General features: G+C 45.6%; 23 protein-coding genes. 20 read left to right on the forward strand and 3 right to left on the reverse strand.

The features are described 5' to 3' along the window. Nucleotides 1-9: 9 nt before the first annotated feature. Nucleotides 10-1,281 carry a DEAD/DEAH box helicase gene (locus BM292_RS01645; protein ID WP_245751790.1) on the reverse strand — a complete coding sequence of 424 codons (1,272 nt, stop codon included), beginning with the start codon at nucleotides 1,279-1,281 and terminating at the stop codon, nucleotides 10-12. A gap of 323 nt (nucleotides 1,282-1,604) precedes the next feature. Between BM292_RS01645 and BM292_RS01650 the strand changes: the two genes are divergently transcribed. The 6 genes from BM292_RS01650 to BM292_RS11735 all read left to right on the forward strand — a co-directional run bounded on the left by BM292_RS01650 (nucleotide 1,605) and on the right by BM292_RS11735 (nucleotide 6,812). Further along, nucleotides 1,605-3,095 carry a SulP family inorganic anion transporter gene (locus BM292_RS01650; RefSeq protein WP_092854657.1) on the forward strand — a complete coding sequence of 497 codons (1,491 nt, stop codon included), beginning with the start codon at nucleotides 1,605-1,607 and terminating at the stop codon, nucleotides 3,093-3,095. Between the two features lie 17 nt (nucleotides 3,096-3,112). Then, complete coding sequence (locus BM292_RS01655; RefSeq protein WP_092854659.1) at nucleotides 3,113-3,964, forward strand: universal stress protein; 852 nt, start codon at nucleotides 3,113-3,115, stop codon at nucleotides 3,962-3,964. Nucleotides 3,965-4,064: 100 nt separating this feature from the next. After that, a complete protein-coding gene (locus tag BM292_RS01660) occupies nucleotides 4,065-5,573 on the forward strand; it encodes an FAD-binding domain-containing protein (protein WP_092854661.1) in 1,509 nt (502 codons plus the stop codon). 115 nt (nucleotides 5,574-5,688) lie between these two features. Continuing rightward, nucleotides 5,689-5,970, forward strand: coding sequence for a CopG family ribbon-helix-helix protein (locus BM292_RS01665; RefSeq protein WP_092854663.1), 282 nt, complete (start codon nucleotides 5,689-5,691; stop codon nucleotides 5,968-5,970). A 2-nt stretch (nucleotides 5,971-5,972) separates the two neighbouring features. Beyond that, nucleotides 5,973-6,248, forward strand: a complete 276-nt coding sequence (locus tag BM292_RS01670; protein WP_092854666.1) for a type II toxin-antitoxin system RelE/ParE family toxin — start codon at nucleotides 5,973-5,975, stop codon at nucleotides 6,246-6,248. A 399-nt stretch (nucleotides 6,249-6,647) separates the two neighbouring features. After that, entirely contained in the window at nucleotides 6,648-6,812 is a 165-nt protein-coding gene (locus BM292_RS11735; RefSeq protein ID WP_165383892.1) for a hypothetical protein, read from the forward strand. 54 nt (nucleotides 6,813-6,866) lie between these two features. On the opposite strand, the gene BM292_RS01675 is transcribed toward BM292_RS11735, so the two are convergent. Both BM292_RS01675 and BM292_RS01680 read right to left on the reverse strand, forming a co-directional pair. Continuing rightward, complete coding sequence (locus tag BM292_RS01675) at nucleotides 6,867-7,577, reverse strand: hypothetical protein (protein WP_092854668.1); 711 nt, start codon at nucleotides 7,575-7,577, stop codon at nucleotides 6,867-6,869. A 108-nt stretch (nucleotides 7,578-7,685) separates the two neighbouring features. Continuing rightward, nucleotides 7,686-8,141 carry a hypothetical protein gene (locus BM292_RS01680; RefSeq protein ID WP_092854670.1) on the reverse strand — a complete coding sequence of 152 codons (456 nt, stop codon included), beginning with the start codon at nucleotides 8,139-8,141 and terminating at the stop codon, nucleotides 7,686-7,688. Nucleotides 8,142-8,796: 655 nt separating this feature from the next. On the opposite strand from BM292_RS01680, the gene BM292_RS01685 reads away from it, so the two are divergent. The 14 genes from BM292_RS01685 to BM292_RS01750 all read left to right on the forward strand — a co-directional run bounded on the left by BM292_RS01685 (nucleotide 8,797) and on the right by BM292_RS01750 (nucleotide 18,001). Further along, a complete protein-coding gene (locus BM292_RS01685) occupies nucleotides 8,797-9,174 on the forward strand; it encodes a MerR family transcriptional regulator (protein ID WP_092854672.1) in 378 nt (125 codons plus the stop codon). Nucleotides 9,175-9,239: 65 nt separating this feature from the next. Then, on the forward strand, nucleotides 9,240-9,629 hold the full coding sequence (gene merC / locus BM292_RS01690) for an organomercurial transporter MerC (protein ID WP_034823179.1): 390 nt from the start codon (nucleotides 9,240-9,242) through the stop codon (nucleotides 9,627-9,629). After that, nucleotides 9,617-9,832 carry a GDCCVxC domain-containing (seleno)protein gene (locus BM292_RS11775; protein ID WP_072243337.1) on the forward strand — a complete coding sequence of 72 codons (216 nt, stop codon included), beginning with the start codon at nucleotides 9,617-9,619 and terminating at the stop codon, nucleotides 9,830-9,832. The genes merC and BM292_RS11775 overlap by 13 nt, the downstream gene beginning before the upstream one ends. A 148-nt stretch (nucleotides 9,833-9,980) precedes the next feature. Continuing rightward, complete coding sequence (locus BM292_RS11890) at nucleotides 9,981-10,163, forward strand: helix-turn-helix domain-containing protein (protein ID WP_143434060.1); 183 nt, start codon at nucleotides 9,981-9,983, stop codon at nucleotides 10,161-10,163. A 34-nt stretch (nucleotides 10,164-10,197) separates the two neighbouring features. After that, on the forward strand, nucleotides 10,198-10,824 hold the full coding sequence (locus tag BM292_RS01700) for a site-specific integrase (RefSeq protein WP_092854674.1): 627 nt from the start codon (nucleotides 10,198-10,200) through the stop codon (nucleotides 10,822-10,824). Between the two features lie 538 nt (nucleotides 10,825-11,362). Beyond that, nucleotides 11,363-11,719, forward strand: a complete 357-nt coding sequence (locus BM292_RS01710; protein WP_092854676.1) for a hypothetical protein — start codon at nucleotides 11,363-11,365, stop codon at nucleotides 11,717-11,719. A 55-nt stretch (nucleotides 11,720-11,774) separates the two neighbouring features. Beyond that, nucleotides 11,775-12,266, forward strand: coding sequence for a DUF411 domain-containing protein (locus tag BM292_RS01715; RefSeq protein ID WP_092854678.1), 492 nt, complete (start codon nucleotides 11,775-11,777; stop codon nucleotides 12,264-12,266). 2 nt (nucleotides 12,267-12,268) lie between these two features. Further along, a complete protein-coding gene (gene tatA / locus BM292_RS01720; RefSeq protein ID WP_092854680.1) occupies nucleotides 12,269-12,487 on the forward strand; it encodes a twin-arginine translocase TatA/TatE family subunit in 219 nt (72 codons plus the stop codon). Continuing rightward, nucleotides 12,477-14,240 carry a copper resistance system multicopper oxidase gene (locus BM292_RS01725; protein WP_092854682.1) on the forward strand — a complete coding sequence of 588 codons (1,764 nt, stop codon included), beginning with the start codon at nucleotides 12,477-12,479 and terminating at the stop codon, nucleotides 14,238-14,240. Before tatA ends, BM292_RS01725 begins: the two co-directional genes overlap by 11 nt. An 11-nt stretch (nucleotides 14,241-14,251) precedes the next feature. Next, the gene (locus BM292_RS01730; protein WP_092854684.1) at nucleotides 14,252-14,995 is read left to right on the forward strand and encodes a copper resistance protein B; all 744 of its coding nucleotides are present in this window, start codon (nucleotides 14,252-14,254) and stop codon (nucleotides 14,993-14,995) included. Nucleotides 14,996-15,021: 26 nt separating this feature from the next. Beyond that, nucleotides 15,022-15,372 carry a copper resistance CopC family protein gene (locus tag BM292_RS01735; RefSeq protein WP_011234483.1) on the forward strand — a complete coding sequence of 117 codons (351 nt, stop codon included), beginning with the start codon at nucleotides 15,022-15,024 and terminating at the stop codon, nucleotides 15,370-15,372. Next, nucleotides 15,369-16,217 carry a CopD family protein gene (locus tag BM292_RS01740; RefSeq protein ID WP_233340205.1) on the forward strand — a complete coding sequence of 283 codons (849 nt, stop codon included), beginning with the start codon at nucleotides 15,369-15,371 and terminating at the stop codon, nucleotides 16,215-16,217. The genes BM292_RS01735 and BM292_RS01740 overlap by 4 nt, the downstream gene beginning before the upstream one ends. A gap of 17 nt (nucleotides 16,218-16,234) precedes the next feature. Continuing rightward, entirely contained in the window at nucleotides 16,235-16,669 is a 435-nt protein-coding gene (locus BM292_RS01745) for a YybH family protein (protein WP_092854689.1), read from the forward strand. 21 nt (nucleotides 16,670-16,690) lie between these two features. Next, entirely contained in the window at nucleotides 16,691-18,001 is a 1,311-nt protein-coding gene (locus BM292_RS01750; RefSeq protein WP_092854691.1) for an APC family permease, read from the forward strand. Nucleotides 18,002-18,027: the final 26 nt, after the last annotated feature.

Raw genomic sequence — 18,027 nt, forward strand, 5'->3', positions numbered from 1 at the left:
TCAAACTACTTAGTGACTTGCTTTTCGACCGCCGTCGCGCCGCTTGAAACGGTTTGAAGGCTTGTTATTTCCATTGCTAGCTTGTGATTTCCGCGGCGGTCGCGGTGCACGTTGGCCTTGCTTCGGTGCTGGAGTTTTACCAGTTAATTGCACCTCAGCAAAGCCTTCTAAAGTGTGACGTTCAATTGGCTGACCAATGAGCTTTTCAATCGCTTTGAGGGTTTTAAACTCTTCGTCCATGACCAATGAAATGGCGTGCCCAACTTGTCCAGCGCGACCGGTACGGCCAATTCGATGCACGTAATCTTCAGCAACTTGTGGCAAATCAAAGTTGATGACATACGGTAATTTTTCGATATCGAGTCCGCGAGCGGCAATATCCGTAGCAACTAACACGTTGACTTTGCCCGATTTAAAATCGGCTAACGCTTTGATTCGGGCGCCTTGGCTCTTGTTGCCGTGAATCGCTGCAGCTAAAAAACCGTCTTGATCAAGCTGCTTCACCAAGCGGTTCGCGCCATGTTTGGTACGAGAAAACACAATCACTTGCGGCAAATTCAAATTTCGCAGTATTTGCATGAGCATGCGTGGTTTTTTGTTTTTCTCAGCGGCATACATGATCTGGTCAATGCGCTCAGCAGTCGAGTTAGGCGGCGCGACCGAGATTTCGACTGGGTTTTTCACCAACGTTTTCGCCAACGTGCGAATGTCGTTTGAGAATGTCGCCGAGAACATCAGCGTTTGGCGTTTGGCTGGTAGTAACTTAATGATTTTCTTAATGTCGTGAATAAATCCCATGTCGAGCATGCGATCAGCTTCATCAAGCACTAACACTTCTAACTTCGGAAATCGGATCGCATTTTGCTGATAGAGATCGAGCAGACGACCTGGCGTTGCAACTAAAATGTCGACGCCTTTGCGCAACTTCATCATTTGTGGATTAATTTTCACACCACCAAACACTACGGCATAGTTGAGTGGTAAACCGCGTCCATAGGTTGCGACACTTTCACCAACTTGCGCTGCAAGTTCACGTGTTGGCGTTAAAATGAGAACGCGCGCGGTATTTGCTTTGGCACGTTCATTGCCCTTGAGCATTTCTAAAATCGGCAGGGTGAACCCCGCAGTTTTGCCGGTGCCGGTTTGGGCGGCCGCCATCACATCGTGACCAGCAAGTACCGCTGGTATTGCCTGTGCTTGAATGGGGGTTGGTTCGGTATAACCTTGGCGGGTTAGGGCGTCGAGAATTTCAGGGCAAAGTCCGAGTTCAGAAAAAGTCATGTATAAATGTGCAACTCAATTGTGATTAGGGCCGCTATTCTAACCTATACCGACGGTCGGTGCAGTCTATTTAGCTCAAGAGGTTAGCTCAACATGTGCGAATCAGCTTTTTGCGTTCGTTAAGCTAATTCCGTATAATCCGCGCCTTCTTACATTGGGTAAGAACAAGCACGGAGAGTTGTTGGTTTGTTTAACCTTACGCCACCCTAGCGTTCATAATTTCTATTAACGTTGCGTTTATACTCTGACTACCAGAGCCGAAAACGCGGCGCATTTCTGTATTTCTATTGTTTGAATTTTAACGAAAAAGTGAAACTTAACCTATGTTCAAAACCATACAAAACCAGTGGTTTTCGAATATCCGTGGCGATCTGCTCGCGGGTATTGTCGTTGCCCTAGCGCTCATTCCTGAGGCCATTGCCTTCTCCATCATTGCTGGTGTTGACCCCAAAATCGGATTGTACGCATCCTTTTGTATCGCGGTGATTATCGCATTCACTGGTGGGCGACCGGGTATGATTTCGGCAGCAACCGGCGCGATGGCGTTGCTGATGGTGACCTTGGTGCGCGAACACGGCCTTCAGTACTTGCTAGCTGCGACGTTACTTACTGGCGTACTACAAATCGGTGCTGGTTACTTAAAGCTCGGTTCATTAATGCGTTTCGTGTCGCGCTCAGTAGTAACCGGTTTTGTGAATGCATTGGCGATATTGATATTCATGGCTCAATTACCTGAGCTAACCAATGTGACTTGGCATGTGTACGCGATGACGGCAGCTGGTTTAGGGATTATTTACTTATTCCCGTACGTTCCAGTTATCGGTAAGCTCTTACCGTCGCCATTGGTGTGTATTATTTCTTTAACGATTGTGGCGATTTTCTGGAACATCGACATCCGTACCGTGGGTGACATGGGGCAATTACCCGATACCTTACCGATTTTCTTATGGCCAGATGTGCCGCTGAACCTCGAAACATTAGCGATTATCTTCCCATATTCTGCCGGTTTGGCTGTGGTTGGTTTGCTTGAATCATTGATGACAGCAACGATTGTTGATGACCTGACGGATACGCCGAGCGACAAGAATCGTGAGTGTAAAGGGCAAGGTATCGCGAATATTGGTGCTGGTTTGATGGGCGGTATGGCTGGTTGTGCCATGATTGGACAGTCGGTGATTAACGTGAAATCAGGTGGTCGTACACGCTTATCAACCTTAACGGCCGGTATTTTCTTGATGGTTCTTATATTAGTTCTCGATGAATGGTTGAAACAGATCCCGATGGCAGCGCTGGTTGCTGTGATGATTATGGTATCCATTGGTACCTTTAGTTGGGATTCCATTCGTAACCTGAAAAAGCATCCGTTATCAACCAATATCGTGATGGTGACCACGGTTGTTGTCGTTGTTGCCACGCATAACCTAGCAATCGGCGTTGGGGTTGGCGTGTTGCTTGCCGCCATGTTCTTTGCGAACAAAATTGGCCACTTTATGAGTGTGACATCAACGATTGATGAATCCGGAAGCGAACGACGTTATCAGGTGATCGGCCAGGTGTTTTTCTCTTCTGCCGATAAGTTTGTTGACTCGTTTGACTTTAAAGAAGCGCTCGATAAGGTCATTATTGATCTTACAAAAGCACATTTCTGGGACATTACCGCGGTAGGAGCACTTGATAAAGTGGTGATTAAGTTCCGCCGTGAGGGCGCAGAAGTGGAAGTGCGCGGCTTAAATGAAGCGAGTGCTACGATTGTTGACCGCTTTGGTGTTCATGATAAACCCGACGCTGCCGACAGTATTATGGGCGGCCATTAGAATAATAAGGGGAAATTATGTCTTATGTAATTAGCTGTATCGATGGTGCATCGCGCAACACTGCGGTGTGCGATTACTCCGCATGGGCCGCGAAGCAATTGTCGGCGCCGGTGATGTTATTGCATGTTTTAGATGAATTAAAAACGCAAACTGAGAGTGAGCTTTCTGGAAATATTGGTTTAGGTACGCGCGAACATTTGCTTGAACAACTGGCTGAGCTTGATGCTCAGCGCGCTAAATTAGCGTTAGAACACGGACATGTACTGTTGAAACTGGCGGACGAGAAATTGCGTAAGTTGGGTGTTAAAGATGTGACCCAACGTCAGCGGCACGGCGAACTTGCTGAGAACTTGTTAGCGCTTGAAAGCGATGTGCGCCTTGCAGTGCTAGGCCTCCATGGGGAAGCATCTGCAAACCAATTGCATCAAGTAGGAAGCCAGCTGGAAACCGTAATTCGCACCGTCCATCGACCGTTATTACTGACTCCAGATACGTTCAGTGAACCGCGCTCAGCAATGTTAGCCTTCGACGGTAGCAAAACTACTGAAAAAGGCGTCGAAATGTTGGCGAAAAGCCCGTTGTTTAAAGGCATGCCGATACATGTGGTGATGGTTGACGCCGACACTGCGAACAATTGGGAAAAGCTCAATTGGGCTGAGAAAGTGTTAAGCGACGGCGGTCACGAAGTTAGTGTGGCGCTTCGTGCAGGTGATGTAGAAGCCACCTTGCACCAGTATCAATCTGAACACGACATTGACCTCATGGTAATGGGGGCATTTGGCCATTCACGCATTCGCCAATTTTTGGTTGGTAGCACCACCATGGCGATGCTAAAAGCAAGCCGCACCCCAACCCTAGTACTGCGATAAAGGAGAGGTGCAGTCCTTGGACTGCACCTCACTTAGTGAGTGATCCCTTCGCAATCTCAGCACGTTTTAAAACTTAGATATTTCTTTTAACGTGCACTTCATGAATCTTCAAGTTGTCTGGTTTAAACGCGATTTACGAACAATTGATAACCAAGCATTGGCTGCAGCAAGCAAGGCTGGGCCTGTGCTGTGCGTTTACGTACTTGAGTCCGAATACTGGCAGTTGCCGGATACCAGCAATCGACAATGGCAGTTTGTGCGTGAATCACTAGTTGATTTACAGGAGCAACTCCATAAGCTTGGCGGTGCCTTGTGGATAACGCAGGGCGATGTGGTTGAAACGCTGACAAGATTAAAGCATCGGTTTGGAGCATTCACGTTACATAGCCATGAAGAACAAGGTAATGCTTGGACGTTTGCACGGGATAGGGCGGTAAAACGTTGGTGCGTAGCAAACCAAGTTAGATGGCATGAATATGCTCAGTTTGGCGTTGTACGCCCGGTAAAACAACGGGAAGGGCAGTTTCATGAACACTGGTTTACTTACATGTCGGAGCCACAGGCTGAGTTGCCTCGTGAAATCAATTTCGTCACCTTCGAAGTGCCATCAATCTACTTACCTTTCGATGTCACACAAGATGAATACCCCTGTTTAAAGCGCCAGAGCGGTGGTCGTACTCAGGCATTGGCCACTTTAACGAGCTTTTTGACTCGCCGTAGTGAGCGCTATCGAGGTTCAATTAGTTCGCCGTTGACCGCGCCGGCAGCATGTTCTCGCTTAAGCCCTTACTTGGCGTATGGCTGTATTAGCCTCAAAGAGTTGGTCCAACAAACCAATGCCGCGCAAGAGCGCACCGTCAATAGCTACTGGCGAAGAAGTTTAAATGATTTTGCGAAACGACTGTGGTGGCATTGTTATTTCATGCAGCGTTTTGAAAGCCATTGTTATATGGAAAACCGACCGCTAGTGCCGCAAATGGCGCAACTTGAACCAGAATTCGATGCCATAAAGTTTGACGCATGGAAACACGGGCGCACTGGTTGGCCCATGGTTGATGCGTGTATGCGCTACTTGCATCACCATGGCTGGATTAATTTTCGGATGCGCGCGATGTTGGTTTCGGCTGCGACGTACTCACTCGGGTTACCATGGCAGCCTGTTGCACAATGGTTAGCGAAGTTATTTGTTGATTACGAGCCAGGTATTCATTACCCACAAGTTCAAATGCAAAGCGGACAAGCCAGTAATTCGATACTGCGAATATACAACCCGGTGCATCAAGCGCAGCGATTGGATCCCGATGGTCTTTTTGTAAAGCGTTGGATACCTGAATTGCAGCATATTGAAGGGGCTTGGCTATTTGAACCATGGCAAATGCCGAATAATTTAAGACGTCAAGCTGGCTGGAATGAGCAATACTTTTATCCAACGCCGTTGGTGGATTTTGAACAATCTCACCGCCAAATCAAAGCCGCCATTGCTGAACTTCGCCAGCGCTATAACTTACATCCCGCCGACCGCAACAAAGAGCGCCGCCGGCTACCAGCATCACGCAAAAAACACCGTACAAAGTCGCAATTGGCTGACAACCAATTAAGTTTGTTTTAAATCGACTATTCGCGAATACTCAGAAACAAGATGGTCCTTGTTTCCGAAGTAAATTAGACGATTTTTTAACTTGGTGCTACATTGTACATAATTTGTAACACATGCGGTGATTGATATGAGCGATGCAACATTTACGTTCCGAGTTAACGATGAGTTGAAAAGTGAATTTTCAAAAGCAGCGCGTTCACGCGATCGAAGCAGTGCACAGTTGTTGCGTGACTTCATGCGTGAATATGTGCACCAACAGCAGCGATTGGCTGAACACGAAAGCTGGTTTAAGGAGCAAGTAAATCAAGGGCTTGATTCTGCTAACGCTGGGGATTTGGTGCCAGCGAATGACGTTGAGGCTAAGTTTTCGGCACGCAGAGCGTTAACTCAGCGTAACACCGATAAGTAGCGATGATAGTGCAATGGACTCCTGAAGCCATTCAGGACCGTGAACAAATTTATGATTTTATCGAAGGTAACAACCCATTAGCTGCGCCTCAATTAGATAACCTAATTTCCTCAAGCGTTGCAAATTTATCTGAATATCCAGAAATGGGTCGTGAAGGACGAGTTCTCGGAACTCGAGAGTTTGTTGTACATGCAAATTACGTCATCGTGTACGATGTCCGTGATAACGCTATACGAATATTGCGGATTTTACATTCAGCAATGAAATGGCCGGGATAGACTTAGTACCAAGAGCTTTGAAACTTTAAGAAGATGGTGCGTCCGAGTAGACTCGAACTACCGACCCCTACCATGTCAAGGTAGTCTGGGGTAATTTTTATCTTTACACCTTAATGTACATTGCTTTACAACCCTTGCTACATAAGGGGTTCAGCTATCCATCACCTCAGCGTCGCTTAAAATCCATTAAGGTAAATTAGCATGGACACCGCCAACTTGGTCACATGGTCTTGGCATGAAATCATGCTATTTTGAGCGGCAAAAAAGCATGATTTCATGCTATTTGGGATTTTGGTGTGTGCATAGATATGCATTGTAGTGAGTTTTTAGAGGGCGTTTGGTTCGTTGTGAAGTGCTATAATTAGCGCAAGCCTAAGCGATGATAAGGAGGATTTTGTCATGTTTAGTTGGTTGCTAAAACCGAGGACAACTTATAATTCGAACCTGTCAGAATTCGTGCGAAATGCAAAATCGCGCGAGAAGAAGCGTGTGTATGCTCGGGTAATTGATAAAGCAATTGAGGCACAGAACGAAGTCATTGAACGCCAAAAGGCAACGTCATAGAGCTTCACGAAGTGAATTTAATGAAAACGGAGGCGATTGTGCCTCCGTTTTTTATTAGGCGGCCTGTGCCGAACTTACGAGTTGTCCGGGCGCTGGAAACGACACGCCTTGTCGCAGAATATCGGCGGCGGGCGATCCAAGGTTTTCATAATCCAAACTTAAACACTTATTCAAAGCGTCAATCTGTGCTGCGGTGAACACATAGGGCGTTACCGTTTTAGCAATGTGTGCGCGTCGTTGTTCTGGCAGCGTAAAGGATACATTCGATGGATGCGGATTCAATTCACCTGATTTCACATGGGTATAAATATCGTCGGTGATTTCCCACGCGTCCCATTGCTCACAAATAATATCGGGGTTAAGGCCCGCCAGTTCGTGAGAGTAGGTGGCATCAAACTCAAATCGATAATGCTTGGTGCCGTTTAACGATGTCTTGATGATGTCTGGCTCCATGTAAAACTTGTACCAAATATCCAAACAAACATCACTATCTTGGCAAGCTTGAGGAATAAGCTGCATGCCAGGGCCAAGAGCTGCAAGCGCAGTTAGATACAACCGGTGGTAGCCATAACCCTTTTTCTCGGCGGCAGTGGCTAAGGTTTCGACTTGTGCGTATTTATCGTCGCGTAGCTCGAACTGAAGGGCACCTAAAATTTGCTGGTGGTTGTCGACCAATGCAATCAGTTGATGCTGCATATCAAACAGGCATTCGGTATGTTCAGCATGCGCAAACGCTTTATCGAAAACGGTTTTTGAGTGGTGCATCGTTGTGGCTCCTTGTTGGTTGAAATAACTAATGCGTAACCACGCTAGCATGTTTCGAATTTGGCGCTACTGATTGGCAGAGCATGAAAATAGGGTGCTTCAGGGCTTTTAATCAAATGGGTTATGTGAGTCAAATGAGCTGAATGAGTCGTTATGGATACTACTGTTAAAGATATCGTCACCGCTCATACTGCCGGTGAATATGTCGTCATCGAATACTGAATGAATATTTGCTGGATTTAACGGCGAGAGCAGATTAGTTGGGTCGAGTAATTTGTCGTGCAGCATTGAGTGGTGACATGAGTAGTGACTTGAGAAGTGAAAAGTACGGTGGTTTGCCCAACAAAACTGGCAAAGGTGCGATGTTGGCTCATCATCGCTATCGTGTAAACCTCGCAGCTCAGCGCTTAAGGGGCGTGTGTTCGTATCTTTAATCTGCTCACTAAATTTTTTGATAGGCTCAGGAGCCAGTAAGTCTGGTGAGCGTTTTGCAGCAACGTCGCCCTTACCAAGTAGATAGCCAATAACCATGACAGCAAACGCCACCGAGATGATAATTCCCATGTGATTTCTCCATTTGAAACTCAGTTAATTTAGTCTTAAAAATGATGCTATGGTTAACATGAGTAACATATTTTGAAATTGACGCTACAATCTTGCAGAAGGTAGGTTGAGGGATTTAAATGAACACTGAATCAACGGAAGAAAACGCAAGTGCATACTGCAAAAGATAACCATATGATTGTCTTACAGGACAACAGAGAGGGCTCTATGACAACAACCCAAGCAATTATTATGACAATCACACCAGTACTATTTGTAGCCATTGGTTTGGCAATGATTTATTGGCCTAAGAAAGATAAATAGGCTAGTAAATTTTCAATTTGAAAGGTTGCATATAGGGTGGGGGGATTTGAATAAGCGCCCATTTAGGCGCCTATTCGGTGATTAATAGTTTGACGGGCTATTAATCGAAACGTTCTTAATCCGTACTTGGTTATTCTTACTGGAAATCGACTCAAATGCAAGGAAACATCTGAAGGGATATTCATGTTAGCGATTTACACAGCAATACAAGAGAAACTCAGGGCTATTTAGAAATGTTGCGGATATTGCTGTTAGTCAGCTATGAGCGAAAACCAGTCATTGGTAGTTCGAGCAATTTTACTTCGTATTGATATACTAATGTCATGATTAAAGTTGATTTTGTGGTTAGACGATGAAAACAATAGGCAAGTTGGCTAAAGAACTTGGTTTAGGCGTAGAAACTATACGCTTTTATGAGCGAGAAGGCTTGATAAAACAACCTCAAAAACCTCAAAATGGTTATCGTGTGTATGACGACTCAATCACCAAACAATTACAATTCATTTGTAGGGCCAAAGCACTTGGCTTCACTCTAAAAGAAGTGGCTTCATTAATGTCAATGGATGGCGATTGTGCCAAAGTTGAATCTCTAGGTTTGCAGAAACTGAGCTTAATTCAAAGTAAGATAGCTGACCTTCAACGCTTAGAAGTCGTCATAAAAGAAATGACTAATTCATGCCGCAACAATAACGACCAATCTCACTGCCCAATAATCGATTCGATAAAGTAGTATTGACTCCGTACTTACCTACGGAGTTTACACTCAAATCATTCAAATAATGTTAGGCGTTAAAAATGATTAATAAGATTTTAGATAAAGTTGGCTCAGGTGGTGTTTGGCTTGCAGCCCTCAGTTGTACGGGGTGTTTCCCTGCTCTCGGTTCATTAGCATCAGCATTGGGATTAGGCTTTCTCTCTCACTTTGAGGGGATTGCTGTAAATACCTTGTTACCTATATTTGCTACTCTGGCGTTGTTGGTAAATTTGTATAACTGGTATAAAAACCAAAATCATACGAGAGGTACTCTTGGAGTTATTGGGCCTATAGCTGTTTTGTTAACCCTCTATCCACTATGGCAATATGACTGGAGCACTTATTTGTTCTATGTAGGTATTTGTTTGATGATTGTAATGTCCGTATTGGACATTGTTAAACCTTTGAAGGAGCAAACATGCGAGGTATAGAGTTAAATTCTACCATTACTTGCCCTGAGTGCGGTTTCAGTAAAACCGAAGAAATGTCAACCAACGCTTGCCAGTGGTATTATGAATGTGAATCTTGCAAAGTTCTCCTAAAGCCTTTGAAGGGCGATTGTTGTGTATACTGCTCTTATGGAACAGTGAAATGCCCACCAATTCAAGAAGGCCAAAGTTGTTGTAAGAGCTAAGTGAATGTCTCTCAATGGCACACAGCGGACATAGCTTCGTCGAATTTTAACTATTAAGTTTTTATCCTACACAATATTACGTTTGCCACTTTTACCAACTAACCATACTCTTCAAACCTCGTGTCAACGCACAGGTTGTTAACTGCAGTTGACAAACCCCGGGATAGTTACATACACACAACACCTCGATAATGACGAAGCCATTCAAGCATATTTGGATGCATGCGTGGAGGAATCTGATGGAGATCCGACATTTTCAACTATCGCTAAGGTGGCATCTGCACTTGGTTTAACGTTAACCTTGCAGCCTAAATCAACGAGCACATACTAAGCTAACTTTATCCGTAATCTTTTTCCTACAGCCAATGTGTAATCCCCCCGAAAAATCGGGGGGATTACACGATGAAGCACAACGTTTATTGAATGAGTTACCTAAGCATCTGCGGTTGATGGCTCAATTTTCACTGGCTACAGGTTTGCGTCAGTCGAATGTGAGTTATCTACGGTGGGATCAAGTGGACTTAGAACGTGGTTTTGCGTGGATTCATCCTGATCAATCAAAATCAGGAAAGGCGATAAACGTGCCACTCAATAACGATGCTTTATCGGTGTTGCAAGAAGTGCAGGGCGACGATGTTCACTATTGTTTTGTGTATCAAGGCAAACCAGTTGAGCGCACATCAACCAAAGCATGGCATGCAGCGTTAAAACGAGCGGGTATTGAAAATTTTCGTTGGCACGATTTACGCCATACATGGGCAAGCTGGCATGTTCAACGCGGCACAAGCTTACAAGAGTTGCAGGAGCTTGGCGGTTGGTCATCGTATGAGATGGTACTGCGGTACGCTCACCTTGCGAGTCATCATTTGAAACGGGTGGCGGGCAATGTGGATGGTACAACTGGTACAAATCTGGTACAAAGCCAGAAAAAGAAAAGCCCCGCTATTTCTAGCGAGGCCTTATCAATAATGGTGCGGAGGCGGAATCGATAAGATCTAATAACTTATTGTTTTATAGTGGATAAAAAATATTAAGATTCAAGCGTGTTACTTACCTTGTTACTAAAACTTCAGCTTTAGTTTTTTGATTGAAAGCTTTTTCACAAATGAATCTTTTAACTTTTTGGCTATGCCCAATACTCGCTTAACACGTTGAACATAGCTATAGTGGTCTGCAACTTGTGAACGTGTAGTGGCAAATAAATTCGTGCTTCTGATCAGAGATGAAAAGCTATACTTGTTGCTTTGGTTAAAGTGAATTAGCTATTTATCAACATTTTTCCATGGGCCGAACGCTATAAAGTAAAGAAGAATGATATTTGCGATAGGGATAACAATCAGAAGACCCAATGGACCAGGGTAGCCAACTCGTTGGCAGATACGCCATGCGGGAACAATAAAAATAGCTCCCACAATCAGCATCCATAGAAAGCCCATACCTGCGAACATTTCGTGATTCATCATTATTATTTGACATGCGCTAAAATGACGTTAGACTGAAATTTATTAAGTTGCAAAAAGCAAGGTGCTCGTGCAGGTTCGAATTCTGTTAGTGATGGCAGTGCTATTAGTGTCGATGTCGTTTTCGCAAACGGCAGACGCTCACGCGTGTCATGATGATGGGCAGATGCAGCACAGCATGATGCAGGAAGCAGACGCAAGCGGTTGTGAGCATGAAGAGCAAAAGCACAATTCGTGCTGTGCCGATATGACCATTCGACATTGCTCCGGTGGCTCAGTTTTATTTGTCGGACAGCCTTCCTCGGTTAATGCTGCTGCAGTTAACTTCTCTACTAAAGTCGATGCGCCCATTGACACCTCCATTCGTGCTAAACACGCGTCTAATTTATTCCGCCCCCCCAATAATTATCGCTTAATAAGTTACTAAAAATTTAGCACACGCTCGGCGTGTTCCTTTAAAACTTATTTGTCGGTGAATAATTATGTCTATCAAACGCAATATCGCTGTTTTAGCGATGCTGTTTTCCGTGTCTGTGTCTGCAACAGGTTCAGAGGAGCGGAAGCTAACCGTTCTAAAAGATCCGAACTGCGGTTGCTGTGAACAGTGGTTAAGAGCTTTACCGGATAGCTTTAGTGTTTCTGTACAACATCCGAACAACCTGACCCAACGAAAACGTGACTCCGGTATTAGTGCCGAGGCCCAATCCTGTCATACCGCTATTTCTAGTAATGGTTATGTCTTTGAGGGGCACGTTCCTCCTACATTGGTTTCTCATTATTTAGCTGGGAAAAAGTCAGAAAATGGCATTGGATTAACTGTTCCTGGCATGCCGGTAGGGTCTGTTGGTATGGAAATGGGTACTCGGTTTCAGCCGTATACGGTCTATGAAATCAAAAAGGACGGCTCAATTACACCTTATCAGCAGATAGCAAGTTTAGAGCAGCAGCAAGCACTCTCAAATGGAGGGATTTAGCTATGGGATTTGGCGGCATGAGTATGGTTCAGTTAGGAGTTTTACTGGTTATTGTCATTCTTCTTTTTGGTAGCAAAAAGCTACGAACCCTGGGCTCCGATCTTGGTAGTGCGATTAAAGGGTTTAAATCATCGATTACTGATGAAACGTCTGATAAGGAAAAGGAAATTCAATGTCATCAAAATTTAACCTCAAAAGAGGAGCGTCATAATGAGCAATGAGTTTAACAAAGGGCGTCGAAAGTTTATTAAATCTGCATTCACTGTGGCGTCTGCTTTAGCAATCGCCAAAGTAGCCCCGACTTGGGCTGTTCCTCAGGGGCGCAGTTTTAAGGATCAGGTTCTGACAAACGATGAGATTGATCTCACCATTGCAAAGTCCCCACTGCTCGTGGGAAATAAGGTAGGAACACCGATAACCATCAACGGCCAAATGCCGGGTCCTTTGATTCGTTTAAAAGAAGGGCAGCGAGCAAAGTTAAACGTGACTAACCGGTTGTCGGAAGACACGTCAATTCACTGGCACGGAATTATATTGCCCGAGAACATGGATGGTGTGCCAGGCGTATCTTTCGAAGGGATAAAGCCAGGACGAACGTTCAAGTACCGCTACGATGTCGAGCAAAACGGAACTTATTGGTATCACAGCCATTCCGGTTTGCAGGAGCAATTGGGACACCTAGGGCCGTTAGTGATTGAACCCAAGGACGGAGACATTGGTGCTGATCGAGAACATACCATTATTCTCAGCGACTGGACATTCGAAGATCCAGATGAGGTTTTTCGTAACTTGAAAGTTGCGGAGGGGTACTATAACTATCAAAAACGTACGATATTTGAGACCTTCGAGGACGTGCGACAGCAAGGGTTAGAGAAAACCTGGAAGCAACGAGAAATGTGGGGGCAAATGCGAATGAGCCCCCGTGATATTGCGGATGTGACGGGCAGTACTTATACCTACCTGATGAATGGCCGCGATTCACAGATGAACTGGTCAGCATTGTTTAAGCCTGGTGAAAAAGTGCGCCTTCGTATCATTAACGGTTCGGCAATGAGTTTCTTCGACGTGAGAATCCCTGGGTTGGAGATGACGGTTGTGGCCGCTGACGGGCAGCCTGTGAAGCCGGTGCCAGTTGACGAGTTCCGCATTGGTGTGGCGGAAACCTATGATGTAATTGTCCAGCCTAAGCAAAACAAGCCGTACACTATTTATGCTGAGAGCTTTGATCGAAGTGGTTATGTCAGAGGTACGTTAACGCCGGAACTTGGTCTTGAGGCTGAAGTGCCTGAACTACGGCAAGTTCCTGAGCGAGGCATGGCCGCTATGGGCATGGGAGCGATGGCGATGTCCGGTGATATGAAAGGCAATAGCATGAATATGAAGCATATGGGCGGCAATAACAGTCATATGACGCATAAAATGACACATAAAAAAGAGCTCCCGGTCGAAAACATTAAAATCAAACACCGTGAGTCCGGACATGGCGCCGGGGCGGCTATGATTGCTACAAACCCGGTAAGCCGTTTGCATGAACCCGGGATTGGATTGGAAGACGTTGATCATAAAGTCTTAGTGTATACCGACTTGGTCGGCGCGCATGAATGGCCGGATACGCGGGATCCCGAACGACAGATAGAGCTGCACTTAACGGGTAATATGGAGCGTTACATGTGGTCTTTTGATGGTCAGAAGTTTACCGAAGTGGATGGCCCGGTTCAGTTTCATCATGGAGAACGACTGAGGTTGGTGATGGTAAACGATACGATGATGGACCACCCCATACACCTACACGGTATGTGGATGGAACTTGAAAACGGACAGTATCCACGCCCACGCAAACATACGATTAGCCTGAAGCCGAGCGAAAAAGTGTCGTTATTGATAACGGCAGACGCGCCGGGTAGTTGGGCGTTCCACTGTCACCTGTTGTATCACATGAAAGCGGGTATGTTCCGTGTGGTTAATGTCGCATAAGGAGGACAATTATGTACGGTAAATCATTATTAGTGGGTGCGGCGTTGTTGCCAGGTTTAGCAGTCGCCGGACATGCGAAAGAGGACTGGCCTGAACCCGTCAAAGAATATTACACCGGGCAAGTACTGTTCGATCGGTTGGAGTTAACGCGAACCAACGAGGAGGAGAATCTTGCTGTCTGGGACGTGATGGCTTGGTATGGCGGAGATTATCACCGGGTTGTCTTCAAAAGTGAAGGTGAAAACGTTCAAGATGACGGTGAGCCAACTGACCTTGAAAGTGCAGAACTGCTGTATGGATACTTGGTGTCTCCATTTTGGTCGTTTCAGGCCGGTGTTGGTACGCGAGGCTCCTTATCGTCTAATGCCTCTATGGAAAATTATGCCGTTGTTAGCTTCATGGGGCTGGCTCCGTATTGGTTTGAAATGGACAACTCGTTGATGGTGAACGAAGAAGGTGATGTCCAGTTTGTCAGCGAAACTGAGTACGAGTGGCAGCTCACACAAACATCGTACTTACAGCCTCGCATTGAGTTTACAGCCAACCTGACAGATTCAGACAAATATGAACGGCAAAGTGGCTTGAGCAACTTGCGTGTGGGGTTGCGTTATCGTCACGAAATCAGTCGTGAGTTTGCACCCTACATTGGTGTTTATTGGAACGGCGCGTTAGGCAACACGGCAGATGAAATGAAACGAATGGGAGAGGACACCACAGAAACAGGCGTGGTCCTTGGGGCCAGAGTTTGGTTTTAATTGATATTAAACAAAGAGGAAACAACATGAAAAACATACTTAAGTTAGCCTTCGGTACCACGTTATTTTTTAGTGCATGGGCCAGCGCTCACGTCGGCCTAACATCCAGTAGCCCGGAGGACGGTGCGACTTTGTCCGAGTCACCAACGGAAATTACGATGAATTTTTCCGGTGATGTTCGTCTGGCTAAAATTATGCTGCACTCAGATGACGGTAAAATGCATCCGCTGGACTTTTCGATGAGCATGACTCCCAAAGCAGCGTACGAAATTGCTGTTAAAAACAATTTGGCGTCAGGTGGTTATACGGTTTATTGGACGGCAATGGGTGGGGACAGTCATAAAATATCGGGTGATTTTAGCTTTGAGGTGAAATGATGACCCTTTGGAGTGTGGCCAGCGTTTTAACGTTGGCCTTTATATTCTGGCTTAACGCGGTGATGACCGCCTCGCCTTATATCGTTTATTTGTCCGGTTTAAAAAAACAGTCTGAACGAAAGAATAGCCTTGTTGCGTGGCTTCTATTACTGGCAAGCCTTCTGTATTTTTTTCTGAAAGTCGGTAGTTTTGCTGCTGAAGGCTTTGCCGGCATGATTGACAAGACCTACATGCAGTTTATATGGACCGGCCCTGTTGGGTTGTTCATCCAACTTCAGATAGCGGTTGCTATTGCTTGGATTGTTTACTCCGTTGTTAAGCTAAAACGTATAAAGTGGGTGCTATATGTTGTCGCCATTGGACTCATGGGATGGAGCTTTTTAAGTATTGGTCACGGCAGTGACGCTGTCTGGTGGGGAAAGCTAGCGCTTTTAACACACTTGTTAGTCGCTTGGGTTTGGTTCGGCAGTCTTAACTCATTGCGAAAGCTGGCAACGTCGGTACCGCTTGCTAAAGCGAAAGCCATTATGGAGCGTTTTGGTGTGCATATGTCTGCAGCGGTTCCAATACTCCTTATTGCGGGCTTGGTTATGTATCGTAGTGCAACAGGGCGATGGATGCCAGAGCTGCCGCTTACGTCGTATGACACGGTACTACTAGCGAAACTTGTGTTTGTGGCGCTGATTCTCCTTGTTGCCGCATTGCATAAATTAAAGTTCGTACCGCAATTAAATGATAACGCGGCCGCCAAGCGACTCAAAAACTCCATAACGGCGGAAATGGTATTGGCTGTCACTATTTTTACCCTGGCCTCTGCGCTAAGCAGCGCGTTTTCCCCTAGTTAATGTAAGGAATAATAAGAATGAAATTATTCATGAGTGTTTTTATGGTTTCGGTGCTGTTTATTTCAGCGCCCAGTAGCGCCGAAAAACTATCTGAGCCGACCGCAGTGCTTGATGCATTTCGAACTGCTTTAACTGAAGGTGACACGGAGGTCGTTAAAGACGTGCTTTCCGATGATGTGCTTATCTTTGAAGGTGGTGGCGTTGAACGATCCTTGGCCGAGTACAGTGCTCATCACCTTAAGTCAGATATTAAGTTTAGCCAGGCGGTTCCTTCACAGTTGCTTGAAAGGACAGTACAAGCAGCCGATGGCCTTGCTGTGATCACTTCTCGGTATAGCGTTTCCGGGGAGTATAACGGGCGTGAGGTTGATTTAACGATGAATGAAACCGTAACCGTATCAAATTCGACTGAGTCTGGCTGGAAAATTATCCGGATCCATTGGTCCAACTGAGTTCAATCACAGGAGCTGATTATGGCAGAACACGATCATGAACACGGACATCAGGATTATCAGAAAAGCAGCCTGAGTCTTTGGGGGGCGGTGTCGCTGGGGACTGGTGTGATGATTGGCGCTGGTATTTTTGCACTGACCGGACAAGTTGCTCAGCTGGCAAGAGAGTGGTTTGTCCTGGCGTTTGTGTGCGGCGGTATCATTGCCGGCTTTAGCGCTTACTCTTACGTTAAGTTGGCGAAAGCCTATCCGTCAGCGGGCGGTATTGCGATGTTCCTCAGTAAAGCTTATGGAAAAGGAAGTGTGACGGCGATATTCGCACTCTTGATGTACTTTTCTATGGTGATTAATGAAAGTTTAGTCGCTCGGACATTTGCGTCTTATACCAGCCAGTTAATTTCTTTTGAAGCGCAGTGGCTTATCCCTTTGTTGGCGGTGGGTTTGCTGGTCTTTGCGTTTTTTATCAATATTTTGAGTAATCAGTTTATTCAAACGTTCTCGTTTTTTATGGCCTTTGTTAAGACTTTAGGGTTGGTCATTTTAGCGGCTGGTGGTTTGTGGGCCTCAGGCATTCAGTTTGAATCGATATCGGCTATTCCAGAAGAAGCTACGGGTGGCGGTATTTTAGCGGGGATTGCTTTAAGCATACTTGCGTACAAAGGGTTTACAACAATAACCAATAGTGGCGGTGAAATTGTTGAGCCTAAGAGAAATGTCGGGCGTGCCATTATTATTTCGCTGATTATCTGCGCGTTAATATACGTTCTGGTCACTCTGGCGGTTGGCTCGAGCCTGTCCATAGATGAGATTGTGAAAGCGAAAGACTATGCGCTTGCTGAGGCAGCGAGACCCGTCTACGGTGAAACTGGACTCTGGATTACGGTTGGGTTTGCGATTGTCGCCACAGTGTCCGGTGTGATTGCCAGCGCGTTCGCCGTTTCAAGAATGTTAGCTATGTTGACCAATATGAAGCTTGTGCCACACAGTCATTTCGGTATGCCAGGTTCCATTCAGAAGCACACGCTAGTTTACACCATTGTTATGGCTATGATCTTAGCTGCTTTTTTCGATTTGAGCCGAATCGCTTCGCTTGGTGCTATTTTTTATATCGTTATGGACATTGCGATCCACTGGGGGGTATTGCGACATCTTAGACAAAAAGTGAATGCGAATATTTACATACTTGTCAGCGCAATCACGCTAGATGTCATCGTTTTAGCCGCTTTTATATGGGTGAAATGGACAAGCGATCCGCTGGTTATTTGGGCGTCTCTTATCAGTATGGCATTGATTGCCGCTGGTGAGATTTTGTTTTTACGTAAAAAGCGTTAAGAAAAAGAACGCATAGCGCTCCTTTC

Source organism: Pseudidiomarina tainanensis, from assembly GCF_900115255.1.
In the GTDB taxonomy this organism is placed as follows: Bacteria; Pseudomonadota; Gammaproteobacteria; order Enterobacterales; family Alteromonadaceae; genus Pseudidiomarina; species Pseudidiomarina tainanensis.